Source organism: Lactobacillus sp. M44, assembly GCF_058130005.1.
On sequence record NZ_CM176707.1, the window covers coordinates 961,178 to 987,841 of the forward strand.

A 26,664-nucleotide genomic window follows, 5' to 3' on the forward strand; every position below is an offset into this window, starting at 1 on the left:
TCAAAATAAGGGTTGATATCAATTATCAGCTCTTATTTTTTTAAGCATATTTTTTGCCAAACATCCTGTTATATTTCAAGATAAAGAAAACAAGTTTGGAGAATGTGTTAATGATTAATAAAATTTGGTTGTATACAAAATATCAACTATTAACTAAAACAACAATTGCAATAATAATCTTTCCAATATATGGTTGGTTAATCAACATATTGCTAAAAAATAGTGGTCAATCAGTGATTTCAAGTGGAAACTATTTATCATTTTTATTCAGTGTCAATGGGATAGGAATGCTAATTCTAACTTTATTATTAATGTCGTTATTAATTGCAACTGATATTAATGCATTTATTATCATGAGTGCATTAGTGCAAAATAATGATTATTCAATGAAGGCAAGGTCACTAGTTTGGATTGCATTGAAATCTATTAAAAATTTCTTTACACCTAGTGGATTTTTAGTGATGATTTATGTTTCATTGATTTTTCCAATTATCGGGATGGGGTTAACAATTTCTCCAATGAAGAGTTTTCAAATCCCTAATTTCATAACTTCAGTGATTTATTCAACACCGTTATATTCGGCGTTATATTCACTAGTTTTGTTAATTTTAATATATTTCAGCTATCGAGCAATTTTTACTTTTCATTTTGTATTATTAGAAAATATGTCTGTCAAAAATGCACTAAAAGCGTCTTTTGCAACAACTAAAAAACGCAAATGGAATTTTTTGAAGCGATCAGTAATTGGAACGCTGAAATTTGGATTAAGCTTACTAGCAATCATCGCATTATTAACCGTTATCGCTAGCATAGTTCCACAATTATTTATTGCCAATAAGTTCCAATATCATGTAGCTTTATTCATGTCATATTTTACTTTGGTTGAATTAATAACTTATGCTATATCAATTGAAATGCCTCTATTAATAGATCGCTTGACTAAAGTGTTTTACATATATGCAACTCAAGACCATAGCGATCACATTATTGATAAACAAGTTGCGTTGATTAAAAGTAATATACCTAAATTAAAGCGCAATAAAATTTTAACAACACTTGGTGCAGTTGCATTTTTAGGAATAATTATTCCATTTAATTTCTTGTCTGCTATTGGTTATGCTGCGGATTTTCATCCACAAGCAATTAGAGATAAAAGAGTCTTAGTGATTGCACACCGTGCAGGAGGAGAGTTAGGAGCAGAAAATACAACTCAAGGGTTAAAACAAGCCATTAAAAATCATGCTAACTATGGTGAAATAGATGTTCAAAGAACTAAAGATAACCAATATATAATTAACCATGATGATAATTTCAAAAGACTAACTGGTAATTCCAATAGGCCACAAGATTTAACTTTAAACCAAATTAAACAATTAAAAGTTCAAGATTCTATTCATCCAAATAATAAACAGCCAGTTTCTACACTAGATCAAATGCTAGATACAGCAGATCATAGAATTGGATTATTTATTGAATTAAAAGGCACTAGTGCGGACAAAAAAATGGTTGATGATGTTGTAAAAATGGTAAAACAACACCATATGGAAAAAAGTGTAGTTTTGATATCTTTGAAATATGATTTGATTAAATACGTCCATAAAACTTATCCCAAGATTAAAACTGGTTATTTATATTTCTTTGCAATTGGTAAACCAAGTAATTTAGTTGGAGATTATTTAATCATGGAAGAGCGCGAAGCAAGCAGTGAGCATATTGAACAAATTCATGAAGCGCATAAAAAAGCAATTGTGTGGACAGTTGATAGTCAAGAAGGGATGGATAAATATTTGAATACTGATATTGATGGAATTATTACTGATAAAGTGAAATTGTTGAATTCAAGACAAAAAATGATGTCAAAAAGAAGTGATTTTCAAATTATCTTAGATCAAATTGCCAATTTAGAAGAGAATTAATCAAGATTAAAATGTGCAAAGATATTGATAAATCAAAAAAGGCGCGGTAAAATAAAGAAGTTGTATTTGTGAAGCCTCACATCTGCAACCGCACAAATATTGGTAATAAGTTCCTTAAAAAGGACACCATATTTGGCGAGTCTAAGTATTTTTTCGGAGGTGTACAAATGTACGCAGTAATTAAAACCGGTGGTAAGCAATACAAAGTTGCTAAAGGCGACAGTGTTTTTGTTGAAAAACTTGATGTCAAAGCTGGCGATTCAGTAACATTTGATGAAGTTGTACTTGTATCAGATGGTAAAGATATTAAAGTTGGTGCTCCATTAGTTAAAGGTGCCAAAGTGACCGCTAAAGTAGAAAAGCAAGGCAAAGAAAAGAAAGTTGTAACTTTCAAATACAAGCCTAAAAAGCATTCTCATTCAAAATACGGCCATCGTCAACCTTATACTAAGGTAACTATTGAAAGCATTGAAGCTTAATAAGAGGTGAATAACATGATGAACTTAACAGGAATGAAATTATTTGCCCACCACAAAGGTGGTGGTTCAACTGCCAATGGTCGTAACTCAGCTGGTCGTCGTTTAGGCGCAAAGCGTGCTGATGGTCAAGCAGTTCATGCAGGATCAATTATCTACCGTCAACGCGGTACTAAGATCCACCCAGGAATGAATGTGGGTATTGGTGGTGACGACACTTTATTTGCAAAAGTAAATGGTGTTGTTAAATTTGAACGCCTTGGTAAATTTAGAAAACAAGTTTCAGTTTACCCAGTTGAAGAAGCAAAATAATTCTTTTGCGACTGAAGATTTTTGATCTTCAGTCTTTTTTTCTCTTTAGGAGACTCGCTATGCAAAGCCAAGAACTATTATCAATAATTAATCATCGAATTAGTAAAGTTACTGATGAAATCAAAGCAAAACAAGCTGATGCTTTGATCATTTTTAATCAACAAAATTATCGCTATTTGACTAATTTTACAGGTGAAGAAGCAGAAGTAGTTTTATCCCAAAATGGTGATCGTATTTTATTATCTGATTCAAGATTTGCAAGTCAGATAAAGTCACAAGTTCCAGGTGATATTACCACCATTATGAAACATCAAGATTCTATTATAGAAATAAGCAATGTTTTACATAAAAACAACTTTAAAAAAGTTCTGGTTGAAGGGGAAGATATTTCAGCTGTTCAATTTGATGAATTGCGAGCAATGAATCCGAATATTGATTTTTTATTAGTCAGTCAATTAGTTGAAAAAGCTAGAAATGTTAAAGATCAACTGGAGCTTGCAACAATGCAAAAAGCAGTTGATATTTCTATGGAAAGTTTTAAAGCTATCTTACCTGATATAAAACCAGGTGCTATTGAAAAAAATATTAGTGCTAAACTTGATTATTTATTCAAAATCAATGGTGGTGAAGGCCCATCATTTGATACGATTGTTGCCTCAGGTGTGCGTTCTGCATGGGCACATGGTGTTGCAAGTGATAAAAAAATTGCAGATGGCGATTTAGTCGTTATTGATTTTGGTGCATTTTATCATGGCTATGCAGCAGATATTACGAGAACTGTAGCAGTTGGAAAAATTGATCCAGAACTTGAAAAGATCTACCGAATTGTTTTAAATGCTCAAAAATTAGGAATTGAAGAAGCTATTGAAGGTAAGTTTGGTGCAGATGTTGACTTTGCAGCTAGAAGTTATATTTCATCACAAGGCTATGGTGAATATTTTGGACATGGCATTGGACATGGAGTTGGACTGCAAGTCCATGAATTATGTATGCCTCAAATGCCTTTTAAAAAACAAAAATTAATTAATAATATGGTAATAACAGTTGAGCCTGGAATATATCTACCTGATAAAGGTGGCGTGCGAATCGAAGATGATATTTTAATTTCTGGTGACAATCCTAAAGTCATGTCAACTCTCCCAAAAGACAAATTACTTCATTTATAATGTTAGTAATGATGGAAATATTATAGTTTAATTGGTAAGATAAATAAGTAGAAATGAGGTAGAAATCTATGCCAATGATTTCAGTAAATGAATTCAGAAATGGGCTAACAATCGAATATAATAACGATTTGTGGCGTATTGTTGAATTCCAACACGTAAAACCTGGAAAAGGTAGTGCTTTTGTTCGTTCAAAATTAAAGAGTTTACGAACTGGTGCAGTTCAGGATTATACTTTTCGTTCAACAGAAAAAGTAAGTACTGCGGATATTCAAAATAAAAAGATGCAATATTTATATTTTGATGGTTCAAATTATGTATTTATGGATACAAATACTTATGAACAACTTGAACTTCCTGCAAAGCAAATTGAACAAGAAGCAAAATTCTTAAAAGAAAACATGATGGTTAACATTATTATGCATGGAAATGAGACTTTAGGGATTGATTTACCTAATACAGTTGATTTGAAAGTTGCTGAAACAGAGCCTGGTATCCGTGGCGATACTTCATCTGGTGGTGGAAAGCCTGCAACAATGGAAACTGGCTTAGTAGTGAATGTTCCATTTTTTATTAATGCAGGTGATGAATTAACTATTAATACCAGTGATGGGACTTATGTATCTCGTGCAAATAAATAATTAAGAGGTAATTGATATGGCTGATAATTCAACAATTCTTTTAAATGATAAAGATGATGGAAATAAAATAAAGATTGATTTGAATGTACTTGAAGTAATATTAGGTATTGCAGCAGAAAAAGTTGATGGCGTTGCAGGAATGCAAAATAATATTAAGTCAAGCTTGAATTGGATGTTAGGTCATGTAGATAAATCTAAGGGTGTCAAAGTTGAAGTTGATAAAGATGGAAATTTGACAGCTGATATTTATGCATACTTTTATGCGGGGACAAATGTGCCAGAAGTTGCTGCAAAAATCCAAAAAAAATTAGCTAAACAATTGACACAAATGACAGATTTAAAATTAGCTAATATCAATATTCATGTTGTAGGATTAGTTTCACCTGAAGATACTGAAAATGATACTCAGCCTGAAGAATTATTCTCTGAAACAGAAAAGGAAGATAAATAAATGTCCCAACATGATAACAGAAGAATTGCAATGCAAGGAGTATATTTATCAAATCAAGATCTTACACTTTCTTCTGATGAAATAATTCAAAAATTAGTGGCAAGTTTGCAATTAAAGCAATTGTCATCATATTCAAAGCAAATTATTGAAGGCGTTGTTAACAATAAAAAGTCACTGCAACAAGCACTGCAAAGCCACCTAAAAAAAGGTTGGCGCTTAGATCGAATGAACCAAGTAACTGTCGCAATTATGGAAGTTGCTTTGTATGAAATTGAAAATAGTAATGCAATCAGTGCACAAGCCGCAATTAATGAAGCATTGAATTTAGAAGATGAATTTGATGATCCTAAGTCTAAAGCTTTTGTTAATGGAGTTTTGGCTAACTTCATTCAGGATTAATTTGAATTAACCGGCACTCAGCCGGTTTTTTTATAGGGGTTTTTATTATGGCAGTAATTTTAGATGGGAAAAAATTAGCAACAAAATTAGCTGATCAGCTATCTGAAAAAATCAAAATTTTAAAAAGTAAGAATATAATGCCAAAATTTGTAGTAATCAATGCATCTAATGATCCTGCTAGCAAGGTCTACATTAAAGCTAAAAAACATTTAGCTGGAAAAATTGGCATTGAGTTGCAAGATGTCTTTTTTGATGAAACAGCAAAACAAGAAGATATAATTGAGTTAATAAAAAAACTAAACAAAGATGATTCAATTAATGGAATTATGGTGCAACTTCCATTACCTGTTCAATTTGATGAAAATAAAATAATTGATACAATTAATCCATTAAAAGACGTTGACGCGTTAACTGCTACTAATATTGGGCATTTGTGGCGTGGTGATTATACTGTATTACCAGCAACTGCAAGCGGCGTTATGAGTTTATTGAAACACTATGATATAAAATTAGCAGGGCAAAACGTGGTTATCATTGGTCGTAGCAATATCGTGGGCAAGCCCCTAGCAGCATTGTTATTGCAAGCTAATGCGACAGTATCGATTTTACATAGTAAAACTCAAGATATAAAAAGGTATACTAAAAATGCAGATATTGTAGTAGTTGCAATTGGAAGTGCAAAATTTTTAACAGCTGACTTAATAAAGCCTGGAGCTACCATAATTGATATTGGAATCAATCGAGATGCACATGAACTTTGTGGGGATGTTGATTTTGATTCAGTTCAAAATGTTGCAGGTGCTATAACGCCAGTTCCTGGTGGAGTAGGTCCATTAACTGTTGAAAGCTTAATGGAACAGGTAATTACATTGACGGAGATTCAGAATGGCTGATGCAGATAAATATTTAAGCGTTACAGATTTAAATTATTATATCAATCAAAAATTTAAAAATGATCCATATTTGCACAAGGTCTTTTTAAAAGGTGAATTATCTAACTTTAGATTTCGGATGAATTCACATCAGTATTTTTCATTAAAAGATGAAAAATCTAAGATAAATGTAGTGATGTTTCGTACTTTTTTTGAAAAATTAAAATTTAAGCCTAAAGAAGGTATGAAAGTCTACATTTCAGGATATGTGGGAGTATATGAACCACAAGGATCATATCAATTCTATGCACAAACAATGGAGCCTGCAGGATTAGGTGAATTATATGAGCGCTTGCGTCAATTGCAAGAAAAATTGACTAAAGAAGGCTTATTTAACCAAGAACATAAACGTCCTTTGCCACATTTTCCAAATAAAATTGCTGTAGTAACTAGTGCTTCTGGTGCTGTAATTCATGATATTATGGTTACAGTCAATCGGCGTTATCCACTTGCTGAAATCGATTTATTTCCAGCTATAGTTCAAGGAGATACTGCAGCGGATAGTTTAGTTCGTGCAATGAAGCAAATCAATGCTCATAGCGATGAATATGATGAAATGATTATTGGACGTGGCGGAGGATCACTAGAAGATTTATGGCCGTTTAATGAAGAAGCAGTAGTTCGACAGATTTATAATATGAAAATGCCTGTAATTAGTTCTGTCGGACATGAAACTGATGTAACTCTGAGTGATTTAGTAGCTGATGCACGTGCAGCAACTCCAACAGCAGCTGCGGAATATGCAACTCCTAATTTAGTTGATGAAATAGCTAAGATTCATCAGTTGCAATCAAGAATGTATGCAAGCATTCAAGCAGTCATTAAGCAACGAAAACAAGCATTAGATCGTATAAATAATTCAATCATCATGCGAGAACCAATGCGTTTATATGACCAACAAGTACAAAAAGTTGATGATGCACATCGTCGTTTGAATCAAGCGATGAAAGCTTTATTTATCGGTAAAAGACAAAGGTATTTGTTAGTTAAGCAAAAATTAGCAACTTCAAATGTTCAAAACGATATCCAGCATGACTTACAGCAAGTTTTATTTATTAAACAAAAATTAAATCATACTATGCAAAATATCTTAAAAGATAAGCAAAACAAACTCGCAAATAGTGCTCAACAGTTAAATGATATTAGTCCGTTGCAGACTTTAGCACGTGGGTTTGTTTATACAAGTGATAAATCAGGGAAAACGATTACTAGTGTAAAACAAATTAAGGAAAATGATGATTTGATTTTGCATTTTAAAGATGGTAAAGCTGAAACAAAGGTAATAAATACTCAAGGAGAATAAAAACATGGCTACTGAAAAAAACAATTTTGAATCACAATTAACTGAACTTGAAAAAATAGTTGCTAACTTAGAATCAGGTAATATCCCACTAGAACAAGCACTTGATCAATTTAAAACTGGAGTAGAAATTAGTCGCAACTTAGAAAAGAAGTTGACTCAAGCACAAGAAACCGTTGCAAAATTAATTGATGAAAATGGTGAAGAGCATAAATTAGATCCACAAAATTCTGCGGCTCCAGAGGAATAAAAAATGAAAGATTTCACAACTTTTGTTCAAAAACAAAGACCAATTATTGATGAGTTTTTAAGAGAAAATTTAACTACTGAAATTGAAGACGCGAATATGGGTGAAATGCTATCATATTCTGTAATGGCTGGTGGTAAAAGATTACGTCCATTGTTATTCTTTGCAACTTTAACTGCATTAGAGTATCCAATTTCTGAAAAAGAATTAAAAATTGCATCAGGAATTGAATTAATTCATACTTATTCATTAATTCATGATGATTTGCCTGCAATGGATAATGATGATTATCGTAGGGGAAAGCTAACTAGTCATAAAAAGTTCGGTGAAGCATATGCAATTTTAGCAGGGGATGCGTTACAAGCATTAGGTATTGAATGGGTTGCAAGTGCTGGCAATAGCGAATTAGTGTCAATTATTACTCAAGCAATAGGACCAAATGGCATGGTTTTGGGACAAGACTATGACATGAGATTAACTAATAATGATAAGCAAGCACATAATAAAAAGTTAATTGAGAAAATGGAGTGGCTTAAAACAGGTTGTCTTATTTTGGCAAGTGTACAAATGGCTGCAGTATATGCCAATGCAAGTGATGAACAAATGCAAAAATTAGGGCAATTTGCACATGCTTTTGGTCGTGCTTATCAAATTTATGATGATCTAGTTGATGTAATAGATACGCTGGATCAAGCTGGCAAAGCTACTCATAAAGATGAAGCAGAAGGTAAAAATAATAGCCTTACTTTAAATGGAATAAAAAAAAGCCAGCAAGAGTTAAAGCAATTAATTATAGATGCAAAGAATGCACTAAAAGGTATTAATAATAATGTATTATCTGGATTTTTAGATGTATATCAACGGGTATTGTAATGGGAAAAAAAAGAGCAGATATATTACTTTTTGAACAAGGCATTTTTAATTCGCGCACTCAAGCTCAAAGGGCAATTATGGCTGGATTAGTAATGGATCATAATCATCAGAGAATTGACAAAAGTGGCGAAAAATTTGATGAAACAGAAAAGTTCTTTGTCAAAGATGATCATAAAAAATATGTATCTCGTGGTGGATTTAAATTAGAAAAAGCTCTGCAGGTTTTTAATATAGATTTAAAGGACAAAATTTGTTTAGATATTGGAGCATCTACTGGTGGGTTTACAGATGTTGCTTTACAAAATGGAGCAAAGTTTGTTTACGCACTTGATGTAGGCTATAACCAATTAGCGTGGCAATTGCGTGATAATCCAAAAGTTGTTGTTATGGAAAGACAAAATTTTCGATATAGTAAACCTGAAGATTTTGATCAAGGGTTACCTGATTTTGCGATGACAGATGTTTCTTTTATTTCACTTGATTTGATTATGCCCCCAATGTATCAGATTCTAAAAAATAACTGTGATGCGGTATGTTTAATTAAGCCTCAATTTGAAGCAGGACCTGAAAATGTTGGCAAACATGGGATTGTACGCGATCATCAAGTACATTTGAATGTGATTAACCATACAATTGAAATGGCACGCAAAATTGGTTTTAATGTAATTGGATTAGATTTTTCTCCAATAAAGGGTGGAAAAGGCAATATTGAGTTCTTGATACATTTGCAAAAAGATTTAGAAAATCCAGGACAAATAAGTTTAGATAAAACTCCTCAGCTAGTAATTGATGCTGCTGTTAATCAGCTATAAAGAAAGGTTCAAATTGTGTTAGTCGAATTAGATATTCAAAATTTTGCAATTATAAAAAATTTAAAAATTAAATTTCAAAACAAAATGACTGTCTTAATAGGTGAAACTGGAGCAGGTAAGTCTATTTTGATTGATGCATTATCTTTATTATTAGGTCATCGTGCACAAAGTGAAATGATCCGTTCTGGTGAACAAAAGGCTATTATTACAGGCTTATTTACTTTAGCTAGTCAAAAAAAAGATGTCCAAAAATTATGTGATGAATATGGTTTACCTATGGATGGTGATGATTTAATAATTAGCCGTGAAGTCACTAACAAAGGTCGTAATGTCATCAGAATTAATGGACAATTGACAACTATTACTGTTTTAAAATTAATTGGTCAATATTTGGTAGATATTCATGGTCAAGATAATCAGCAAGTTTTAATGAATCAAGATCGTCAAATTGATCTTGTAGATGAATATGCAGGCACTGTTTTTGAGAAAAAGTTAGCTGATTACCAACAATATTTTATCCAATGGAAAAAGTTAACTAATCAATTACATAGCTTACAAAAAAATGCCCAAGAACTGGCTCAACAGCAGGATATTTTAGCATTTCAAAAAAACGAAATTGAACAAGCTGACTTGCAAGATCCAAATGAAGATGAAGAGTTAGAATCGGAATTTACTAAGTTAAATAATTTTCAAAAAATCGCTGATACAGCTAATTTGTTAATGCAAATATTTGATGATGAAACTCATGGCTTAAGTAATATGCTTGGTGATGTTGAAAATGCAGCTAATGATCTAGCTGATTATGGTGATGATTTTAAAAATATGTCGCAATCTATTAGCGAGGGTGTATTTTCTTTGACTGATGCTCGTAGTGAATTAGGGGTTATTATGGATAACCTTGATTTTGATGAAGAGCGCTATCAGTACGTGGTGGGGCGATTAAATACTTTAAATTCTTTAAAGAAAAAATATGGTCCAAGTCTAGAAGATGTCTTTATATTTAAAACAAAAGTTGATCAGCAACTAACTCAGTTTGAAACTGGGAATCTTGATGAAGATAAATTGACTAATGAAATTAGAACATTAGAAAATATCATGTCTATTAAGGTAGAAGATTTACATAAATTGCGTGAAAAAACAGCCTTGCTATTAGAAAAAGACATCAAACAAGAATTACAAGATCTATATATGTCAAAGGCTAGATTTAGTATTCGAATTTCTCAAAAACATACTTTTAACAATTTAGGAACAGATGAAGTTGTCTTTTATATTGCACCAAACCCAGGAGAAGATTTAATGCCTTTGGTTAAAATTGTTTCTGGCGGTGAACAATCAAGAATTATCTTGGCGCTAAAAGCAGTCTTTAGTCGAGTAGAACCAGTTGGTACGATGATATTTGATGAAATTGATACTGGAGTATCTGGCAGAGTATCCGCTTCAATTGGACAAAAAATGCATTCAATTGCTCAAAGTAAACAAGTTATTGCAATTACACATTCACCTCAAGTTGCTGCAAGTAGTGACCATCGAGATAAGATCCAAAAAATAGTTCAAAATGGTGAAACTTTTACTAAGATAATGCCATTAGATGATAAACAAAGCATTAGTGCAATTGCACAGATGATGGCAGGAGAACATGTCACTCAAGCTGCATTAGATAATGCAAAAGAATTAATTAAAAATACAAAAGAGTTTAAAAAATAGGAGTTTGCAAAAACTCCTATTTTTAATTTAAATCTATACGCAATACCTTATTTAGAGTGATTATGTGAAGTAATTTTCGATCAATATCTTGCACTACAAACTTATCATATGCAGGGAAACTGCGTAATTTACCAATTAAAGTTTTTCCATTATTGAATGTTACTAAAATATAGTCTTTGTGCAATTTTGCATAACTTAAACGATTAAGAATTTGATAAATAGATTGACCAAATGTAGTTAATTTATCAGGGTCATAAGAAAACAAGTAATTATATAAATTCTTTACTGGATGAGTAATCTTTTCTGCGATATTATTCATAATACATTCTTCTTTCGAACATTTGTTTGTAAAGCAATTATACGAATAAATGTTCGAAAAAGCAAGAACAAAAATTAAATATCTAATACGTACCCAAAACCTCGAACAGTCTTTAATATCTTAGGTTTTTGTGGATCTAGTTCTAACTTATCACGCAAATGACTAATATGAATATCAACTATTCTAGTAGTGCCAGGAATGTCATACCCCCATACACCTTTCATTAGTTGTTCACGACTTAGTACTTGTTTACGGTTATCAAGTAAATATTTTAATAAATGAAATTCTTTTGGCGTTAATTCAATATACTCGCCGCGGACAATAACTTTGTGTTTTGCAGGGTCAAGTGTAATTTCTGAATTTGCGATCACCTTTTTTTTATGTGGCTTAGTATGTAAATGCTCATTATATTGATAATTTTGTCGCCAGCAACGCTGATTAATTATATTAATTAATAAATTTAGATCAAATGGATATTGTAATAAGTCATCAACATGAACACCTAATAATTTATTAAAAGTTGATACTTTATATTGGGCACATAAAGCAATAATAGGACCGTTAATTTTTTTATTGATAATCTCAATTGTTGCAAGTGTTGTATCTAAGGTTGTTAATTCTAAATCCCAAATTAAAATGTCGGCTTTATGACGATTAAGCCAATCATATGTTGCAGCTGCTGTAGTTATACGATGTGTTAACCAATCTTGATCAGCAAATCCAGCTGCTATTTGTGCAAATAATTTGTCATTTTTAGTAACCAATAAAGCATGTTTATTCACTTATAATCACATCCCATACTATTATATAAAACTTTTACAAAAAATTTACATTCATGATATTAAACTTTTACAGCAACCATCTAAAATAAAAAACGAATAATACCAGTGAGGGATACAAAATGAAAAGCCGAATTTGGAAAATAATATTTGTTGTGTTAGCTATAGGACTTGTATGGCTTGGAATTACCACTAAAAAATCTGAGCATCCTAAGACTAGATTGACTGCAGTTGGTTCTACTGCATTACAGCCATTAGCAGAAAAAATCGCATATCAATATTCAAAAGACCATAATGACATTGATATTACTGTTCAAGGAGGAGGTTCTGGTACTGGACTTAGTCAAATTCAAGCAGGCACAATTCAAATTGGTGACTCAGATATATTTGCTCAACAGCAATCAGGAATTAATTACAAAAAAATCCTAGATCACAAAGTTGCAGTTGTGGGGATTGTCCCTGTTGTAGAAAAACATAATCCAGTGTCTAATTTATCTATGAAGCAGCTGCAGGAGATTTTCACAGGTAAAATTACTAATTGGAAACAAGTTGGCGGAAAAGATATGAAAATTACTGTAATTAATCGTGCTGCGGGAAGTGGGACTCGGGCTGCATTTGAAAGTGCTGTATTAACTAAAAATATGAAGCCAGTTAATGCACAAGAACAAGATTCAAATGGAACTGTTAAAAAAATAGTCTCTAACGCTCCAGGTGCAATTAGTTATTTAGCATTGCCTTATGTCAGCAGTGAATTAAAAGCATTAACTGTTGATCATGTGAAAATTAATGCCAAAAACATTTCAGTTAATAAATGGAAAATCTGGGCATATGAACATATGTATACGAGCAAACACCCTAATAAAGCAACGATTAAGTTTTTAAATTATGTTACATCAAAAAAAATTGAGTCAACAATTGTAGATGAATCAGGGTATATAAGTATCTATGATATGAAAGTAGAAATGGATGCTAAAGGAAAAGTAAGTAAAATCACAGGTGATAAAAAATGAAAAACTTATCAGTTTTAACTAAGCCAAATGCTGAAACTAGACAAGAAAAAATTGGTCGAACAATCAGTTTTATTAGTATCGTATTAATTTGCTTATTAGTTTTATCAATTATTTACTTTATTAGTGTTAGAGGATTAACAATCTTTTTTAAAGATCATGTAAATCCATTTGATTTTTTGTTTGGTACTGATTGGAAGCCTGGAAAAATCGCTAATGGTCATCAATTGGTAGGAGCATTACCAATGATTTCTACATCATTTATTACTACATTATTGTCAGCGATACTAGCGACACCATTTGCATTAGCAACTGCATTAGTAATGACAGAACTTGCTCCACCTAAATTTATGAAAGGGATGCAACCAATAATTGAACTGTTAGTTGGTATTCCATCAGTTGTTTATGGATTATTAGGATTAACAATGGTTGTTCCTTTTGTGAGAAATATTTTTGATGGTACTGGATTTGGTATGCTATCAGGAATAATTGTATTGACATTTATGATTTTTCCAACTGTGACTTCACTTACAGTTGATAGTTTAAAGGCAGTTCCAAATTATTATCGAGAAGCATCTTATGCATTAGGCGCAACAACTTGGCAAACAATCTGGCATGTTGTCTTAAAAACTGCAATTCCAGGTATTTTGACTGCAATAGTTTTTGGGATGACAAGAGCATTTGGTGAAGCCTTAGCAGTTCAAATGGTTATTGGTAATATCACTAAGATGCCAACTTCAATTACATCCCCTGCAGCAACGCTAACTAGTGTAATCACTAATGGTGTTGGCAATACTGTTTTGGGTACATTCAAAAATAATGCATTATGGTCACTAGCATTAGTTTTATTGATTATGTCATTAGTTTTCAATTTGATTATTCGTTTAATTAATCGAAAAGGAGTGAAATAAGATGCATAATTCTAAAATTACTAACAAGATTGCAATTGGAATTTTGTATTTTCTAACAGGATTAACGCTCTTTGCAGTTATTGGATTGATTGGTACTATTTTATGGCAAGATTTACCTGCATTGTCATGGCATTTTTTGACTAGTAAAGCAGAATCATTTTTAGCAGGTGGTGGCATTAGAGATCAATTAGTTGATTCAATATATTTATTGATAATGACACTAGTTATTTCGACACCATTAGCATTAGGTGCAGCAATTTATTTATCCGAATATGCTCCTAAAAATAAATTTACTAATTTATTAAGAACAACAATCGAAGTTTTGAGTTCACTCCCTTCAATTGTAGTTGGTTTATTTGGATATTTAATTTTTGTAGTAAAGTTTCATTTAGGCTTTTCAGTGTTAGCAGGAGCGATTGCCTTAACATTTTTTAACTTACCAATTTTGACTAGAAATTTTGAAGAGTCCCTAAGAGCCGTTCCACTGTTGCAGCGTCAAGGTGGCTGGGCATTAGGTTTATCTCAATGGCATACAATTCGCAAAGTTGTAATTCCAACAGCAATGCCAAGTTTACTAACAGGACTTATTTTAAGTGCGGGTAGAGTTTTTGGCGAAGCTGCAGCATTGATTTTTACTGCAGGACAAAGTGCAGCTACAGTTAATTATTCTAATTGGAATCCATTCATGTCAGATAGTTTTTTGAATCCATTAAGGCCAGCTGAGACACTAGCAGTACACATTTGGAAAGTTAATTCAGAAGGATTAATTCCAGATGCTCAAAAAGTTGCTAATGGATCAACAGCAGTATTGGTATTAATGGTTTTATTGTTTAATGTTTGTGCCAGACTACTTGGAGCATACCTAAAAAGACGTCAAGGAAATAAAAACTAGAGGTGATTGAGATTGAAGACATATTCTTTAACTACAACGCATATTGCTGAGCCAACAGAAGATATTGCTTTAAAAACTAGAAACTTAGAAGTCTTTTATGGAGAAAAGCAAGCAGTTTTTGATGTTAATTTAAATTTTCCAGAACATAAAATTACCGCATTGATTGGTGCTTCTGGTTCAGGAAAATCAACCTTATTAAGAAGTTTGAACAGATTAAATCAAGAGGTTGCTACTGTAAAAGGCCAAATTTTGTATCATGATATTGATTTGAATGCTAAAAATATCAATGTTTATGCAGTTCGTCAGCAAATTGGGATGGTATTTCAAAGGCCAAATCCATTTGCAATTTCAATTAAAGAAAATGTATTATTTGGACCAAAACAACATGGTGAAAAAAATAAGCATATATTAGAGCACTTGTTAGAAGATAGCTTAAAGGGTGCAGCATTATGGGATGAGGTAAAAGATAAATTAAATAAAAGTGCGCTATCACTTTCTGGTGGGCAGCAGCAGCGTTTATGCATTGCAAGAGCATTAGCAATGAACCCAGAAATTATGCTATTAGATGAACCTGCAAGTGCACTAGATCCTGTTTCGACTGCGAAACTAGAAGTAACATTGCAAGATTTGCGTCCAAAACAAACAATTATTATCGTAACTCATAATTTGGAACAAGCTTCTAGATTAAGTGACTATACAGCTTTTATGCATAAAGGACATTTATTGGAATTTGATAAAACTAAGAAGATGTTCACTTTACCAGAATTAGAAGCTACAAATGATTATCTGACAGGAAAATTTGGTTAGTGAGGAAAAAATATGACACCAATAATTACAGTCAATGGCCTGCATTTGTATTATGGAGATGTAGAGGCGTTACATGGAATTGATATGGAGTTCAACAAAAATGAAATTACCGCATTAATTGGACCTTCTGGAAGTGGAAAATCGACATTTTTGCATTGCTTAAATAGAATGCATGATTTGGATCGTAATGTTAAAATTACTGGTTCAATTAATTATCAAGGCAAAAACATTTATGCACCAGATACGGATTTAGTTGAGCTTAGAAGAAATATCGGAATGGTGTTTCAACAGCCTGTTGCCTTTCCTTTCTCTATTTTTGATAATGTAGCATATGGATTGAGACTTGCTGGCGAAAAAAATAAGAAATTACTTTCTGAAAAAGTTGAAAAAAGTTTACAGCAAGCTGCGTTATGGGATGAAGTAAAAGACACCTTAACTAAAAATGCTCTCGGATTATCTGGAGGGCAGCAGCAGCGTTTATGTATTGCAAGAGCACTAGCAATACAACCAGATGTGTTGTTATTGGATGAATCAACTAGTGCATTAGATCCAGTTTCAAGTAGTAAAATTGAAGAAACACTATATAATTTAAAAGAGCAATATACTATAATAATGGTTACTCACAACTTACAACAAGCTGCTAGAATTGCAGATATTACTGCAGTTTTAATGAAAGGCAAGCTGATTGAAGTGGGCAAGACAAGAAAAATGTTTTTGCATCCTAAAAATCAAAAAGTTGATGATTATCTTAGAGGTAAATTAAGTTAAAGGAGGAATAAAAATGCATGAACTATTTGCAGATGAACTAAAAAAATTACGCGGTCGATTTATGGAAATGGGAATCAATACTAGTGAGCAACTTTATCAAGCAACCAAGGCTTTTATTGATGAAGATGAAGATTTAGCCAAAAAAGTAATCTCTGGTGATGACAAAATCAACCAAGAAGAAATGAACTTGGAAAAACAAGCCTTTAGTATTATGGCTTTGCAACAACCTGTAGCTGGTGACTTTAGATTAATTATGAGTATTTTAAAAGCTAGTTCTGATCTAGAGCGAATGGGAGATTATGCTGCACATATTGCTCGTGAAACAACTCATTTAATTAATAAAGATATCAAGGACTTAGATATTAATGAAGGTATTCAGCAAATGACATCTAAAGTACGAGTAATGCTTGAAGAAGTTCTTGATAGCTATGCATATCAAAATGAAAAAGTTGCTTATAAAGTTGCTAATGAAGACTTGGCAGTGGATATTCAATACGTTGCACTTCGCAAAAAAATTATGCGTTGGATGGTAGATCATCCTGCACAAATAGGTGAAGGTGAAAGATATTTATCAGTAGTTAAAGTCATTGAGCGCTTTGGTGACCATACTGTTAACTTAGCTGAATGGGTTGTATATAGTAGTACTGGTAAAATAGTTGAATTAAATCCTGGAAAAGCAGATCACGAATTGGTTCATCGCGAAATAAAGAAAAATTCAAAGAACTAAAAATAATATTGCTTGAAAATATTGCTATAAAAGCGCAATATATTAAGTATTAATACTTTTTTAGGAGCGATCATGTCAAAAAAAGGTTTATTACTTGTATTATCTGGACCATCTGGTGTCGGAAAGGGTACAGTTAAAAGCGCAATTGTTGAAACAAAGGCATTTCCATTTGAATATTCTGTGTCAATGACCACAAGAAAACCACGTCCTGGTGAAGTTGATGGAAAAGATTATTATTTTGTTAGTGAAGAAAGATTCAAGCAAGCTATTAGCCAAAAAGAACTTTTAGAATATAATCAATATGTAGGCAATTACTATGGCACACCTGTTGCACCTGTCAAAAAAATGCTAGATGAAGGTCAAGATGTTTTGCTAGAAATTGATGTTAATGGAGCAAAAAAAGTCCGCGATCAAATGCCAGATGGTGTGTTTATCTTTTTAACACCACCTGATTTGCATGAATTAAAACAACGATTGGAACATCGTGGCACTGATTCAGAAAATGTTATTGCAGGTAGATTAAAGCAGGCAAAAAATGAAATATTAATGATGGCAGATTACGATTATGCTATTGTAAATGATACAGTGGCTAATGCTGTTGACCATATCAAAGCTGTGGTTGATGCAGAACATGTTAGTGTCAAAAGAGTAATTGGTGACTATCGTAAAATGGTTGAGGAGGACTAAAATGAGGATTACATATCCATCTATAGATAAATTATTGGATCATGTTGATTCAAGATATTCATTATCAGTGTTAGCTTCAAAAAGAGCACATGAATTAGAAGCAGGTGACCCACCAGCCTTAGAAAAATTCAAATCTGATAAGGCTGTTGGAAAAGCATTAGAAGAAATCGCCGCAGGGAAAGTAATTATTGATCCTGATAGACGAGAAAATCTTGAATAAATAATAATCCTCTATCAATTTGATGGAGGTTTTTTAGTTAGGTGATTTAATGATCGCACAAGTTATTGTTGATGTAGCGGCTAAACAAACAGATCGAATTTTTGAATATAAAATACCAGAATCGCTCAATCAAGTCAAAATTGGCTCAAGAGTTGTGGTGCCCTTTGGACCACGTAAAGTGCAAGGATTCATAGTAGGAATTAGTGATCATACTGACTATAGGGGAAAATTGCGCAATTTATTATTAGTGATTGATGAAATGCCACCTTTAACTGAAGAATTAGTGAAATTATCTCAAAAAATGTCGCAGGATATTTTTTCATTTAGGATAACTATTTTAAAAACAATGCTTCCTAGAGTGATGAGAGCTAATTATCGCAAAATATTAACTCCAATGCCTGAAACAAGGAAAATGCCTTTTTTTCAAGGGGATCCAATTGATCTAAATAAGATTACTGATTTAAAAGAGATAGTTTTTATTCAAAAATTACTGAAAGATGATAAAGCCAAGATTGAATACGTTGTTGAAAATCGCGCCAAAGTAAAAACTGAAAATCAATATGAACTAAAGCTATCAATTGATGAATATAAGAACCTTTATGAGCAATTAAATAATAATGCCACTAAACAAAAAATATTGTTGATGGATATAATTACAAATACTGCTGAATATCCAAAAAAACAAGCAGATATCCAGCAAAATCTAAATATTAGTGGTCAAACTTTGACTGCTTTTATCAAAAAAGGATGGCTAGAAAAAACAAAGGTTGAAGTCTATCGTGATCCTTTAAAAACTTTTGATGTGAAAAAACATAAGAAGATCACTTTAAATGATCAACAGCAACTAGCATTATCTGCAATAAAGAAAAAAATTGATGAAAAACGGCACCAAACATTTTTGTTAGAAGGTATTACTGGCAGTGGGAAAACTGAAGTATACTTACATGCAATTGATGAGACCTTAAAAATTGGCCGTAACGCTATCATGTTAGTTCCAGAAATTTCGCTAACTCCGCAAATGGTTAACCAAGTAAAACAGCGCTTTGGAAATAATGTAGCGGTGCTACACAGTGGATTATCTGATGGAGAAAAATATGATGAATGGCGGCGAATGAGACGAAGAGAGGCTAGAGTTGTAGTGGGCGCTAGAAGTGCAATTTTTGCACCATTAGAAAATGTTGGTTTAATCATAATTGATGAAGAGCATGAATCAACGTATAAACAAGAAGATAATCCTCGCTATCATGCAAGAGATGTAGCTATTGAGCGTGCAAAATATAATAATGCACCATTGATCTTAGGTAGCGCCACACCGTCGTTATACAGCAGAGCACGTGCACAAAAAGGCATTTTTAAATTGCTTAAATTAACCAAGCGTGCAAATAATAAAGAATTGCCACAAGTTAAGTTACTTGATTTAAAGCAGGCAGTTTTTGCAGGAAGTCAATTCGATTTATCAGTTGAATTAATTAATGCAATTAAACAGCGAATTGCTAACCATGAACAAATTATATTGATGTTAAATCGTCGTGGTTTTGCTAATTTTATGTTGTGTCGTAATTGTGGTTTTGTTTTAAAATGTCCAAATTGTGATGTGTCTCTTGCGATGCATAAAGATATAGGCTTAATGCAATGTCATTATTGTGGCTATACTGAAAAAATGCCCACTCGTTGTCCAAATTGCCAAAGTATGCAAATTAGATTTTTGGGTAGTGGTACTCAAAAAATTGAACAAGAATTGTCAGAATTAATTCCCAAATTAAGAATTTTGCGAATGGATGTTGATACTACTAGGCGCAAAGGTAGTTATAAAAAAATCTTAGACAGTTTTGCCAATCAACAAGCTGATGTTTTATTAGGTACACAAATGATTGCCAAAGGACTAGATTTTCCAAATGTAACACTAGTTGGAGTAATTAATGCAGATACTGGATTATGGCTACCTGACTATAATGCTTCTGAAAAAACCTTTGATTTATTAACTCAAGTTGCAGGAAGAGCAGGGAGAGATAAGAAGCAAGGTCAGGTTTTAATTCAAACTTATAATCCAGATCATTATGCAATTAGATTTGCTCAAACTCAAAATTATGAGCAATTTTATCAACATGAAATGTCTGTTAGGTTTGAAGGAAACTATCCACCATTTTTTTATACAACATTAATATCAACGGCTTCTAAAAATGAACAGCAAGCAGCTAGGGAATCTTTTGCAATAAAAAGAAAATTAATGACTCATTTACATACTCCAACCATTGTATTAGGTCCAACTCCTGGTACAATATCTAAAATAAAGAATCAATATTATTATCAAATACTGGTAAAATATAAAAAAGAACCTCAATTAAATGCTTTGTTACATGAAATTCAAGACAGTGCTCAAGAAAAAGAAAAATATGGTTTGAGTATTTTTATTGATAATGAACCACAACGCATTTTTTAACAGAATGGAGAAAAACAAATTATGACATCAATTATTTTTATGGGAACACCACAATTTGCAGTTCCGATTCTCAAAGGATTAGTCGATAATGATTATCAAATAGTAGCGGTTGTAACCCAACCGGACAAAAAAATTGGCCGTAAACAAAAATTAACTCCTACACCAGTTAAAGTTTTTGCCCAAACGCAAAATTTATCAGTTTATCAACCTGCAAAATTATCTAAATCGCCTGAATTAGATGAGTTAGTTAATTTACATGCTGATTTAATAGTGACTGCAGCTTATGGGCAATTTTTGCCAAATAAGTTATTAGGTAGTGTAAAAATCGCTCCAATTAACGTTCATGGATCACTGCTGCCAAAATATCGTGGTGGTGCACCTATACAATATGCATTAATGAATGGTGATAAAACTACAGGAATTTCCATTATGCAAATGGCCGCAAAAATGGATGCTGGAGATATTTATTATCAACAAGCAATTGAAATTGAACCTCAAGACACTGCAGGTACTTTATTTGAAAAGTTATCTTATTTAGGCCGTGATTTATTATTAAAAACTCTGCCAAAGATTATTGATGGTAGTGCTATAAAACAACCCCAAGATGAAAGAAAAGTTACTTTTTCTCCAAATATTAGTAAAGCACAAGAAAAAATTTCACTTGATTTTACTGCTAAACAAGCTAATGACTTAATTCGTGCCCTAAATCCAGATCCAGGTGCGTATATTGTCATTAATGATAAGCGAATTAAAGTCTGGAAGGCTAAAGTTGCCCAAGATCATACTAGTTTAGAAGCAGGATGTTTAGTATCAAACAAAAAGCGTTTTGCAATTAGTTTTGCCCAAAATACTATTTTAGATTTGCTAGAAATTCAGCCTGCTGGCAAGCGCAAAATGAATGTACAAGACTATTTAAATGGTGAAGGTAAAAACTTGCCACTAGGAGAAAAGATTGTCAATGAATAATTCTGCTAGAACATTAGCATTAGATGTATTAATAAAAGTCTTAAATAATCAAGGATATTCCAATATAAGTTTGAATAAAGTATTGCAAGATTACAAATTATCAGTAAAAGATAAGAATTTTGTTACCCAATTAGTCTATGGAACTATTCAATACCAATTATTTTTGGAATATCAATTAAAAGATTTAGTAAAATCAAAATTAAAAGATAAGTTCTTACAACCACTACTATTGATGTCGATTTATCAGATTGTTTTTTTAGATCGGGTGCCAAATAATGCTGTCTTAGACGAAGCAAATAAATTAGCCAAAAGTTTTGGTGGCAATCATAGTGGTAGTTTTAGATTGGTTAATGGGATTCTGCGCAATTTTTTGCGTAGAGGGATTGTATTACCTGCTGAAAAGCAAAAAATAGAATATCTCAGTGTCAAATACAGTATGCCAAGTTGGATTGTTAATTATTTGATTGATAATTTTTCTTTAAAAAGAACTCAAAGTATCTTAAAATCACTTAATCAACCAGCTAAAAATTCTGTTAGAATGTGTGTGGAGAAAAATAAACAAGGTTTATTAATAAGCCAATTAAAAAAAGCTGGATATGATCCCGAAAGATCAGTTCTTACACAAAATGATTTGATTTTATCACATGGCGGAATTAGTCAAACTAACTTTTTTAAAGATGGACAATTAACTATTCAAGATGAAGCAGCAAGTTTAGTCGTCGAAAGTTTTGACTTTATTGGCAGCGAAAAATGTTTAGATGCTTGTAGCGCACCTGGTGGCAAAACTAGCCAAATAGCTGAGAATTTAACTACAGGGAATGTTTTAGCAACTGATTTACATAAAAATAAGTTAAAATTAGTAATGCAGAATGCGGAACGCTTACTTGTTAAAAATAAAGTTGCAATTAAACAAATGGATGCTAAAAAGGCTAATGAAATATTAAAGGGTCAACTTTTTGATAAAATATTAGTGGATGCACCGTGTTCTGGATTAGGTTTATTAAGACGAAAACCAGAAATTAGATATGCGAAAACTATGGCTGATATCAAAAATTTAGCTAAAATTCAGTTAGCTATTTTAAATAGTGTTTGCCAAATATTAAGACCAAATGGTGAACTTGTTTATTCAACTTGTACAATAACTAATGAAGAAGATGAAGAAGTTATTGCTCAGTTTCTAAAAATGCATCCTGAATTTGAATTAATACCAATAGAACTACAAAACATTCAAAGTAAATCAACAATAAAGATATTACCTGATACATATGGTTCTGATGGATTTTTTATTGCAAAATTAAGACTAAGAGGTTAATTATTTTGATTTTTACGGCATTTGCATCAAGTATTGGAAGAGTTAGAACATCAAATCAAGATTTTGTCCAAGTTTTCAAAAACCAAAAGCAAGTTACTTTAGCAATAGTTTGTGATGGTATGGGAGGACATCAAGGTGGTGATGTTGCTTCTACAATGGCGGTCACGCAATTAGGGCACAATTTTGAAATAACTGATTTTGATGAGCCTACTATGGCTCGTCATTGGCTTGATGTGCAATTAAAAGCAGAAAATGAAATAATTTTAAAAACTGCTGATAAATTTGAAGATCTAAATGGAATGGGGACAACTATTGTTTTATCAATTAATTTTGAAAACAAAGCATTAATTGCCCACTTAGGTGATTCGCGTGCCTATATTTATACTGGCAATGCATTAAAACAAATAACCCAAGATCATTCTTTAGTTAATGAATTAGTTAAAATGGGGCAAATTACTCCAAGTCAAGCAAAAAATCATCCTCAAAAAAACATTATTACTCAAGCTTTAGGTGTATCAAGCACTATTGATCCTGAGTATGATCAAATTTCAATACGTGGAAATGAATTGATTTTACTTTGTACTGATGGACTAACAAATTCATTAGAAGATGTCCAGATTCAGCAAATATTAGCTACTAAATCTTTGAATTTACAAGAGCGATGCAATAAATTAATCAATGAAGCTAACCGTTTAGGCGGTGGAGATAATATCACGGTCTGTCTAATCCAATATGAGGAGGGTGACCAAAAGTGATTACAAAAGGTTATCTTTTAGGCGATCGCTATAAAATCATTGATACTCTAGGCGAAGGTGGGATGTCAAATGTATATTTGGCAGAAGACATCATTTTGCAAAGAAAAGTTGCTGTTAAAGTGTTACGACTTGATTTGCAACATGATCCTCAAACTTTGCATCGTTTTCAAAGAGAAGCATTAGCAACTAGTGAATTAAGTCATCCTAATATAGTTTCTGTTTTAGATATCGGTACTGATCAAGGTTCGCCTTATATGGTGATGGAGTATGTATCAGGACCTAATTTAAAACAGTATTTGCGTGCCCATTATCCATTGAAGTTGACTGAAATAATCAAGATCATGGATCAAATTCTTAGTGCAGTGGCTCTTGCTCATCAACATAATGTAATTCATCGTGACTTAAAACCAGAAAATATTTTAATGGATGCAAATGGCAATATAAAAATTGCCGATTTTGGGATTGCAGTTGCTCTAAATCAAAGTTTAGTTACTCAAACTAATTCAGCATTAGGATCTGTGCATTATATGGCACCTGAACAAACTAGAGGAGGATTAGTTACTAAGCAGTCAGACATTTATTCATTAGGAATAATTTTATATGAATTAATCACAGGAAAGCCTCCTTTTGATGGGGACACTGCAATTTCAATTGCAATGAAGCACTTAAATGAAGCAATGCCCTCTATTCGTGCACATAATAGTGCAATTCCTCAGGCATTAGAAAATGTTGTATTAAAAGCCACTGCAAAAGATCCACGCGATAGATATGATTCTGTTTTGGCAATGAAAGATAGTTTGGATGCTTCGCTATCACCAGCTCATGCTCATGATTCAATTTTTGTGCCAGCACATGATCCAAATAAAGATAAAACTATAGCTATGCCTACTGGGATTGGCGATGATGTTACTAATACTCACAAAGATGCAAAAACTGATTCAAAACCAGATAAAAAAACACTTATGCAAAATATTAAAGATCACAAATGGTGGTGGATCAGTTCGATTTTAGCGGTTGTATTGATTACCTTAATTTTGATCTTTTCATTAGGAAGAAGACATGATGTAACTGTACCAAACTTGCAAGGATATACTGAACAAGAAGCTGTTGTTGCATTGAATTCAGCAAATTTATCAGTTGGTACAATTACAAAAGCATATTCTGATAAAGTTAAAAAAGGCGAAGTTATTAAATCAAATCCTGCTGGTGGAACCACAATAGACAAAGGTAAGTCAGTGGATCTAGTAATTTCAAAGGGGAAAGGCTTAACATCGGTACCTGATGTGACTGGTCTTGATTATGATGCTGCCAAACTTAAGTTAGAAAAACTTGGCTTTACTGTTGAACGCCGAGAACAATATTCTGATGACATTGATCAAGGAAATGTCATGATGCAAAGTATTGATCCTGGCCAAAAAGTTAATGCGGCTAATACAACAATTGTTTTAACTGTATCAAAAGGCTCTAAAGAAAATAAGAGTTCTTCTAAAAAATCTACAATTAAAATGCGTGATTTAACTGGGTATTCACTAAAGAGTGTGCAAGATTATGCACATGATAATGATTTGAATCTGCAAGTTCAACAGCAAAATTCCGATAGTGTTGAAAATGGTTTAATTATCTCACAAACTCCGACTGCTGGGACAGAAATAAGTAAAGGATCGACTATAACAGTTATTGTATCGAAAGGTAAAAGCGCTAAAAATGATCAAACTACTGTAAATAAAAAAGTTAATTTAACTTTTGATAGTAGATATGACAACAACGGTCAAGGTAACCATGTTCAAATATATATTTCAGATGCTAATCACAATATAAGCAATGTTTATCGTGATTTGTATATAACTAAAGATACAAGCTTTACTATTCCATTCGATTTACAAAATAAACCCGGTGAATTAAAGATTGTTCAAGATGGCAAAATTGTTAGTGACGAAAGTGTGACTAATTAATGAAAGATAATGGAATTGTAGTTAGTTTAAATGCAGGATTTTATGATGTTGCTATAAAAAAACAAATTGTTAGAACCCGCGCACGTGGGTTATTTCGAAAACAAAAATTAAGGCCAATGGTTGGCGATAATGTAACTATTCAGCTAGATGAAAGGGGCACTAATTATTTAACTGAGATAAGTGAACGAAAAAATTTAATTGGACGTCCTGCAGTTGCTAATGTATCACATGTTTTATTAGTTATTTCGTGTGTGGAACCTAATTTTGATACAAATTTATTAGATAAATTTCTTACTTTTTTTGCTTGGAAACAAGTTCCGGTTTCAATTTATTTATCAAAAACTGATTTAGCTGATGAGAAATATGTAAATAATATTAAGCAAATACTTAAGTATTACCAAAAAATAGGATATTTTGTTTATACTGATAAACGAGAATTAATGAGTAAAATTAATGACTTAATTGTAAAAAATCAAATTTGGACATTAGCTGGGCAATCTGGTGCTGGTAAGTCAACATTATTAAATCTAATAAAACATGATGCTAATCAAGCTACTGGTGAAATCTCACAAAGTTTGAATCGAGGCAAACATACTACTAGGACTGTTCAGTTATTTGAAGTTGGGTCTGGTTTTTTGGCAGATACTCCTGGATTTTCAGCAATTGATTTAAAGCAAATAAAAGTTAAAGAATTAAAAAACTATTTTATTGAGATGAATGCTGCTAGTAAATATTGTAAATTCAGAGAATGCCAACATTTAAAAGAACCTGGATGTGAAATTAAGAAATTAGTTGCTGATAAAGAAATTTTACAAAGTCGTTATGATGACTATCTATTGCAGCGTCAAGATATAATTGATCAAAGAATGCCAGAATATTTGAAATAGGAGAAAAGA

The 26,664-nt window shown here is 32.3% G+C and carries 29 protein-coding genes and 1 other annotated feature; of the genes, 27 read left to right on the forward strand and 2 right to left on the reverse strand.

Annotation, left to right across the window (positions count from 1 at the left end; all coding sequences use genetic code 11):
• Positions 1-110 precede the first annotated feature (110 nt).
• The 13 genes from AC38BG_RS04700 to recN all read left to right on the forward strand — a co-directional run bounded on the left by AC38BG_RS04700 (position 111) and on the right by recN (position 11,226).
• Positions 111-1,916 (forward strand): glycerophosphoryl diester phosphodiesterase membrane domain-containing protein, encoded by a 1,806-nt coding sequence (locus tag AC38BG_RS04700; RefSeq protein ID WP_489936711.1) that lies wholly within the window; start codon positions 111-113, stop codon positions 1,914-1,916.
• A gap of 76 nt (positions 1,917-1,992) precedes the next feature.
• Positions 1,993-2,069 (forward strand) — a sequence feature (ribosomal protein L21 leader region).
• Positions 2,070-2,083: 14 nt separating this feature from the next.
• On the forward strand, positions 2,084-2,395 hold the full coding sequence (gene rplU / locus AC38BG_RS04705; protein ID WP_489936712.1) for a 50S ribosomal protein L21: 312 nt from the start codon (positions 2,084-2,086) through the stop codon (positions 2,393-2,395).
• A gap of 18 nt (positions 2,396-2,413) precedes the next feature.
• Complete coding sequence (gene rpmA / locus AC38BG_RS04710) at positions 2,414-2,704, forward strand: 50S ribosomal protein L27 (RefSeq protein ID WP_489937840.1); 291 nt, start codon at positions 2,414-2,416, stop codon at positions 2,702-2,704.
• A gap of 59 nt (positions 2,705-2,763) precedes the next feature.
• On the forward strand, positions 2,764-3,870 hold the full coding sequence (locus tag AC38BG_RS04715; protein ID WP_489936713.1) for an aminopeptidase P family protein: 1,107 nt from the start codon (positions 2,764-2,766) through the stop codon (positions 3,868-3,870).
• 74 nt (positions 3,871-3,944) lie between these two features.
• Positions 3,945-4,508 (forward strand): elongation factor P, encoded by a 564-nt coding sequence (gene efp, locus AC38BG_RS04720; protein WP_489937841.1) that lies wholly within the window; start codon positions 3,945-3,947, stop codon positions 4,506-4,508.
• 16 nt (positions 4,509-4,524) lie between these two features.
• Entirely contained in the window at positions 4,525-4,959 is a 435-nt protein-coding gene (locus AC38BG_RS04725; RefSeq protein ID WP_489936714.1) for an Asp23/Gls24 family envelope stress response protein, read from the forward strand.
• Positions 4,960-5,358: a transcription antitermination factor NusB gene (nusB, locus tag AC38BG_RS04730; RefSeq protein ID WP_489936715.1), complete on the forward strand. Its 399-nt coding sequence runs from the start codon at positions 4,960-4,962 to the stop codon at positions 5,356-5,358.
• 47 nt (positions 5,359-5,405) lie between these two features.
• Positions 5,406-6,251, forward strand: coding sequence for a bifunctional 5,10-methylenetetrahydrofolate dehydrogenase/5,10-methenyltetrahydrofolate cyclohydrolase (locus AC38BG_RS04735; protein WP_489936716.1), 846 nt, complete (start codon positions 5,406-5,408; stop codon positions 6,249-6,251).
• A complete protein-coding gene (gene xseA / locus AC38BG_RS04740; RefSeq protein WP_489936717.1) occupies positions 6,244-7,593 on the forward strand; it encodes an exodeoxyribonuclease VII large subunit in 1,350 nt (449 codons plus the stop codon). The genes AC38BG_RS04735 and xseA overlap by 8 nt, the downstream gene beginning before the upstream one ends.
• 4 nt (positions 7,594-7,597) lie before the next feature.
• Positions 7,598-7,840: an exodeoxyribonuclease VII small subunit gene (locus AC38BG_RS04745; RefSeq protein ID WP_489936718.1), complete on the forward strand. Its 243-nt coding sequence runs from the start codon at positions 7,598-7,600 to the stop codon at positions 7,838-7,840.
• A gap of 3 nt (positions 7,841-7,843) precedes the next feature.
• Positions 7,844-8,710 (forward strand): polyprenyl synthetase family protein, encoded by an 867-nt coding sequence (locus AC38BG_RS04750; RefSeq protein WP_489936719.1) that lies wholly within the window; start codon positions 7,844-7,846, stop codon positions 8,708-8,710.
• The gene (locus AC38BG_RS04755; protein WP_489936720.1) at positions 8,710-9,522 is read left to right on the forward strand and encodes a TlyA family RNA methyltransferase; all 813 of its coding nucleotides are present in this window, start codon (positions 8,710-8,712) and stop codon (positions 9,520-9,522) included. Before AC38BG_RS04750 ends, AC38BG_RS04755 begins: the two co-directional genes overlap by 1 nt.
• A 15-nt stretch (positions 9,523-9,537) precedes the next feature.
• A complete protein-coding gene (gene recN, locus AC38BG_RS04760; RefSeq protein ID WP_489936721.1) occupies positions 9,538-11,226 on the forward strand; it encodes a DNA repair protein RecN in 1,689 nt (562 codons plus the stop codon).
• Between the two features lie 22 nt (positions 11,227-11,248).
• Here recN and AC38BG_RS04765 read toward each other — a convergent pair whose 3' ends face one another.
• Positions 11,249-11,545: a hypothetical protein gene (locus tag AC38BG_RS04765; protein ID WP_489936722.1), complete on the reverse strand. Its 297-nt coding sequence runs from the start codon at positions 11,543-11,545 to the stop codon at positions 11,249-11,251.
• A 74-nt stretch (positions 11,546-11,619) separates the two neighbouring features.
• Entirely contained in the window at positions 11,620-12,327 is a 708-nt protein-coding gene (locus AC38BG_RS04770; protein ID WP_489936723.1) for a winged helix-turn-helix domain-containing protein, read from the reverse strand.
• Between the two features lie 119 nt (positions 12,328-12,446).
• Here AC38BG_RS04770 and AC38BG_RS04775 point away from each other — a divergent pair, with 119 nt between their 5' ends.
• The 14 genes from AC38BG_RS04775 (at position 12,447) to rsgA (ending at position 26,655) form a co-directional block, all read left to right on the forward strand.
• Positions 12,447-13,334, forward strand: a complete 888-nt coding sequence (locus AC38BG_RS04775; RefSeq protein WP_489936724.1) for a phosphate ABC transporter substrate-binding protein PstS family protein — start codon at positions 12,447-12,449, stop codon at positions 13,332-13,334.
• Positions 13,331-14,242, forward strand: coding sequence for a phosphate ABC transporter permease subunit PstC (gene pstC, locus AC38BG_RS04780; protein WP_489936725.1), 912 nt, complete (start codon positions 13,331-13,333; stop codon positions 14,240-14,242). The genes AC38BG_RS04775 and pstC overlap by 4 nt, the downstream gene beginning before the upstream one ends.
• Position 14,243: 1 nt before the next feature.
• Complete coding sequence (gene pstA, locus AC38BG_RS04785) at positions 14,244-15,134, forward strand: phosphate ABC transporter permease PstA (protein WP_489936726.1); 891 nt, start codon at positions 14,244-14,246, stop codon at positions 15,132-15,134.
• Positions 15,135-15,146: 12 nt separating this feature from the next.
• Complete coding sequence (gene pstB, locus AC38BG_RS04790) at positions 15,147-15,941, forward strand: phosphate ABC transporter ATP-binding protein PstB (protein WP_489936727.1); 795 nt, start codon at positions 15,147-15,149, stop codon at positions 15,939-15,941.
• 12 nt (positions 15,942-15,953) lie between these two features.
• Positions 15,954-16,709, forward strand: a complete 756-nt coding sequence (gene pstB / locus AC38BG_RS04795; RefSeq protein ID WP_489936728.1) for a phosphate ABC transporter ATP-binding protein PstB — start codon at positions 15,954-15,956, stop codon at positions 16,707-16,709.
• 13 nt (positions 16,710-16,722) lie between these two features.
• On the forward strand, positions 16,723-17,436 hold the full coding sequence (gene phoU, locus AC38BG_RS04800; protein ID WP_489936729.1) for a phosphate signaling complex protein PhoU: 714 nt from the start codon (positions 16,723-16,725) through the stop codon (positions 17,434-17,436).
• A 72-nt stretch (positions 17,437-17,508) separates the two neighbouring features.
• Entirely contained in the window at positions 17,509-18,123 is a 615-nt protein-coding gene (gene gmk / locus AC38BG_RS04805; RefSeq protein ID WP_489936730.1) for a guanylate kinase, read from the forward strand.
• A 1-nt stretch (position 18,124) separates the two neighbouring features.
• Positions 18,125-18,343, forward strand: coding sequence for a DNA-directed RNA polymerase subunit omega (gene rpoZ / locus AC38BG_RS04810; protein WP_489936731.1), 219 nt, complete (start codon positions 18,125-18,127; stop codon positions 18,341-18,343).
• 49 nt (positions 18,344-18,392) lie between these two features.
• Positions 18,393-20,783: a primosomal protein N' gene (priA, locus tag AC38BG_RS04815; protein WP_489936732.1), complete on the forward strand. Its 2,391-nt coding sequence runs from the start codon at positions 18,393-18,395 to the stop codon at positions 20,781-20,783.
• A gap of 21 nt (positions 20,784-20,804) precedes the next feature.
• Complete coding sequence (gene fmt, locus AC38BG_RS04820; protein ID WP_489936733.1) at positions 20,805-21,749, forward strand: methionyl-tRNA formyltransferase; 945 nt, start codon at positions 20,805-20,807, stop codon at positions 21,747-21,749.
• The gene (gene rsmB, locus AC38BG_RS04825) at positions 21,742-23,061 is read left to right on the forward strand and encodes a 16S rRNA (cytosine(967)-C(5))-methyltransferase RsmB (protein ID WP_489936734.1); all 1,320 of its coding nucleotides are present in this window, start codon (positions 21,742-21,744) and stop codon (positions 23,059-23,061) included. Before fmt ends, rsmB begins: the two co-directional genes overlap by 8 nt.
• 5 nt (positions 23,062-23,066) lie before the next feature.
• Positions 23,067-23,816: a Stp1/IreP family PP2C-type Ser/Thr phosphatase gene (locus tag AC38BG_RS04830; RefSeq protein WP_489936735.1), complete on the forward strand. Its 750-nt coding sequence runs from the start codon at positions 23,067-23,069 to the stop codon at positions 23,814-23,816.
• Complete coding sequence (pknB, locus tag AC38BG_RS04835) at positions 23,813-25,768, forward strand: Stk1 family PASTA domain-containing Ser/Thr kinase (protein WP_489936736.1); 1,956 nt, start codon at positions 23,813-23,815, stop codon at positions 25,766-25,768. Before AC38BG_RS04830 ends, pknB begins: the two co-directional genes overlap by 4 nt.
• Positions 25,768-26,655 (forward strand): ribosome small subunit-dependent GTPase A, encoded by an 888-nt coding sequence (rsgA, locus tag AC38BG_RS04840; RefSeq protein ID WP_489936737.1) that lies wholly within the window; start codon positions 25,768-25,770, stop codon positions 26,653-26,655. The genes pknB and rsgA overlap by 1 nt, the downstream gene beginning before the upstream one ends.
• Positions 26,656-26,664 lie beyond the last annotated feature (9 nt).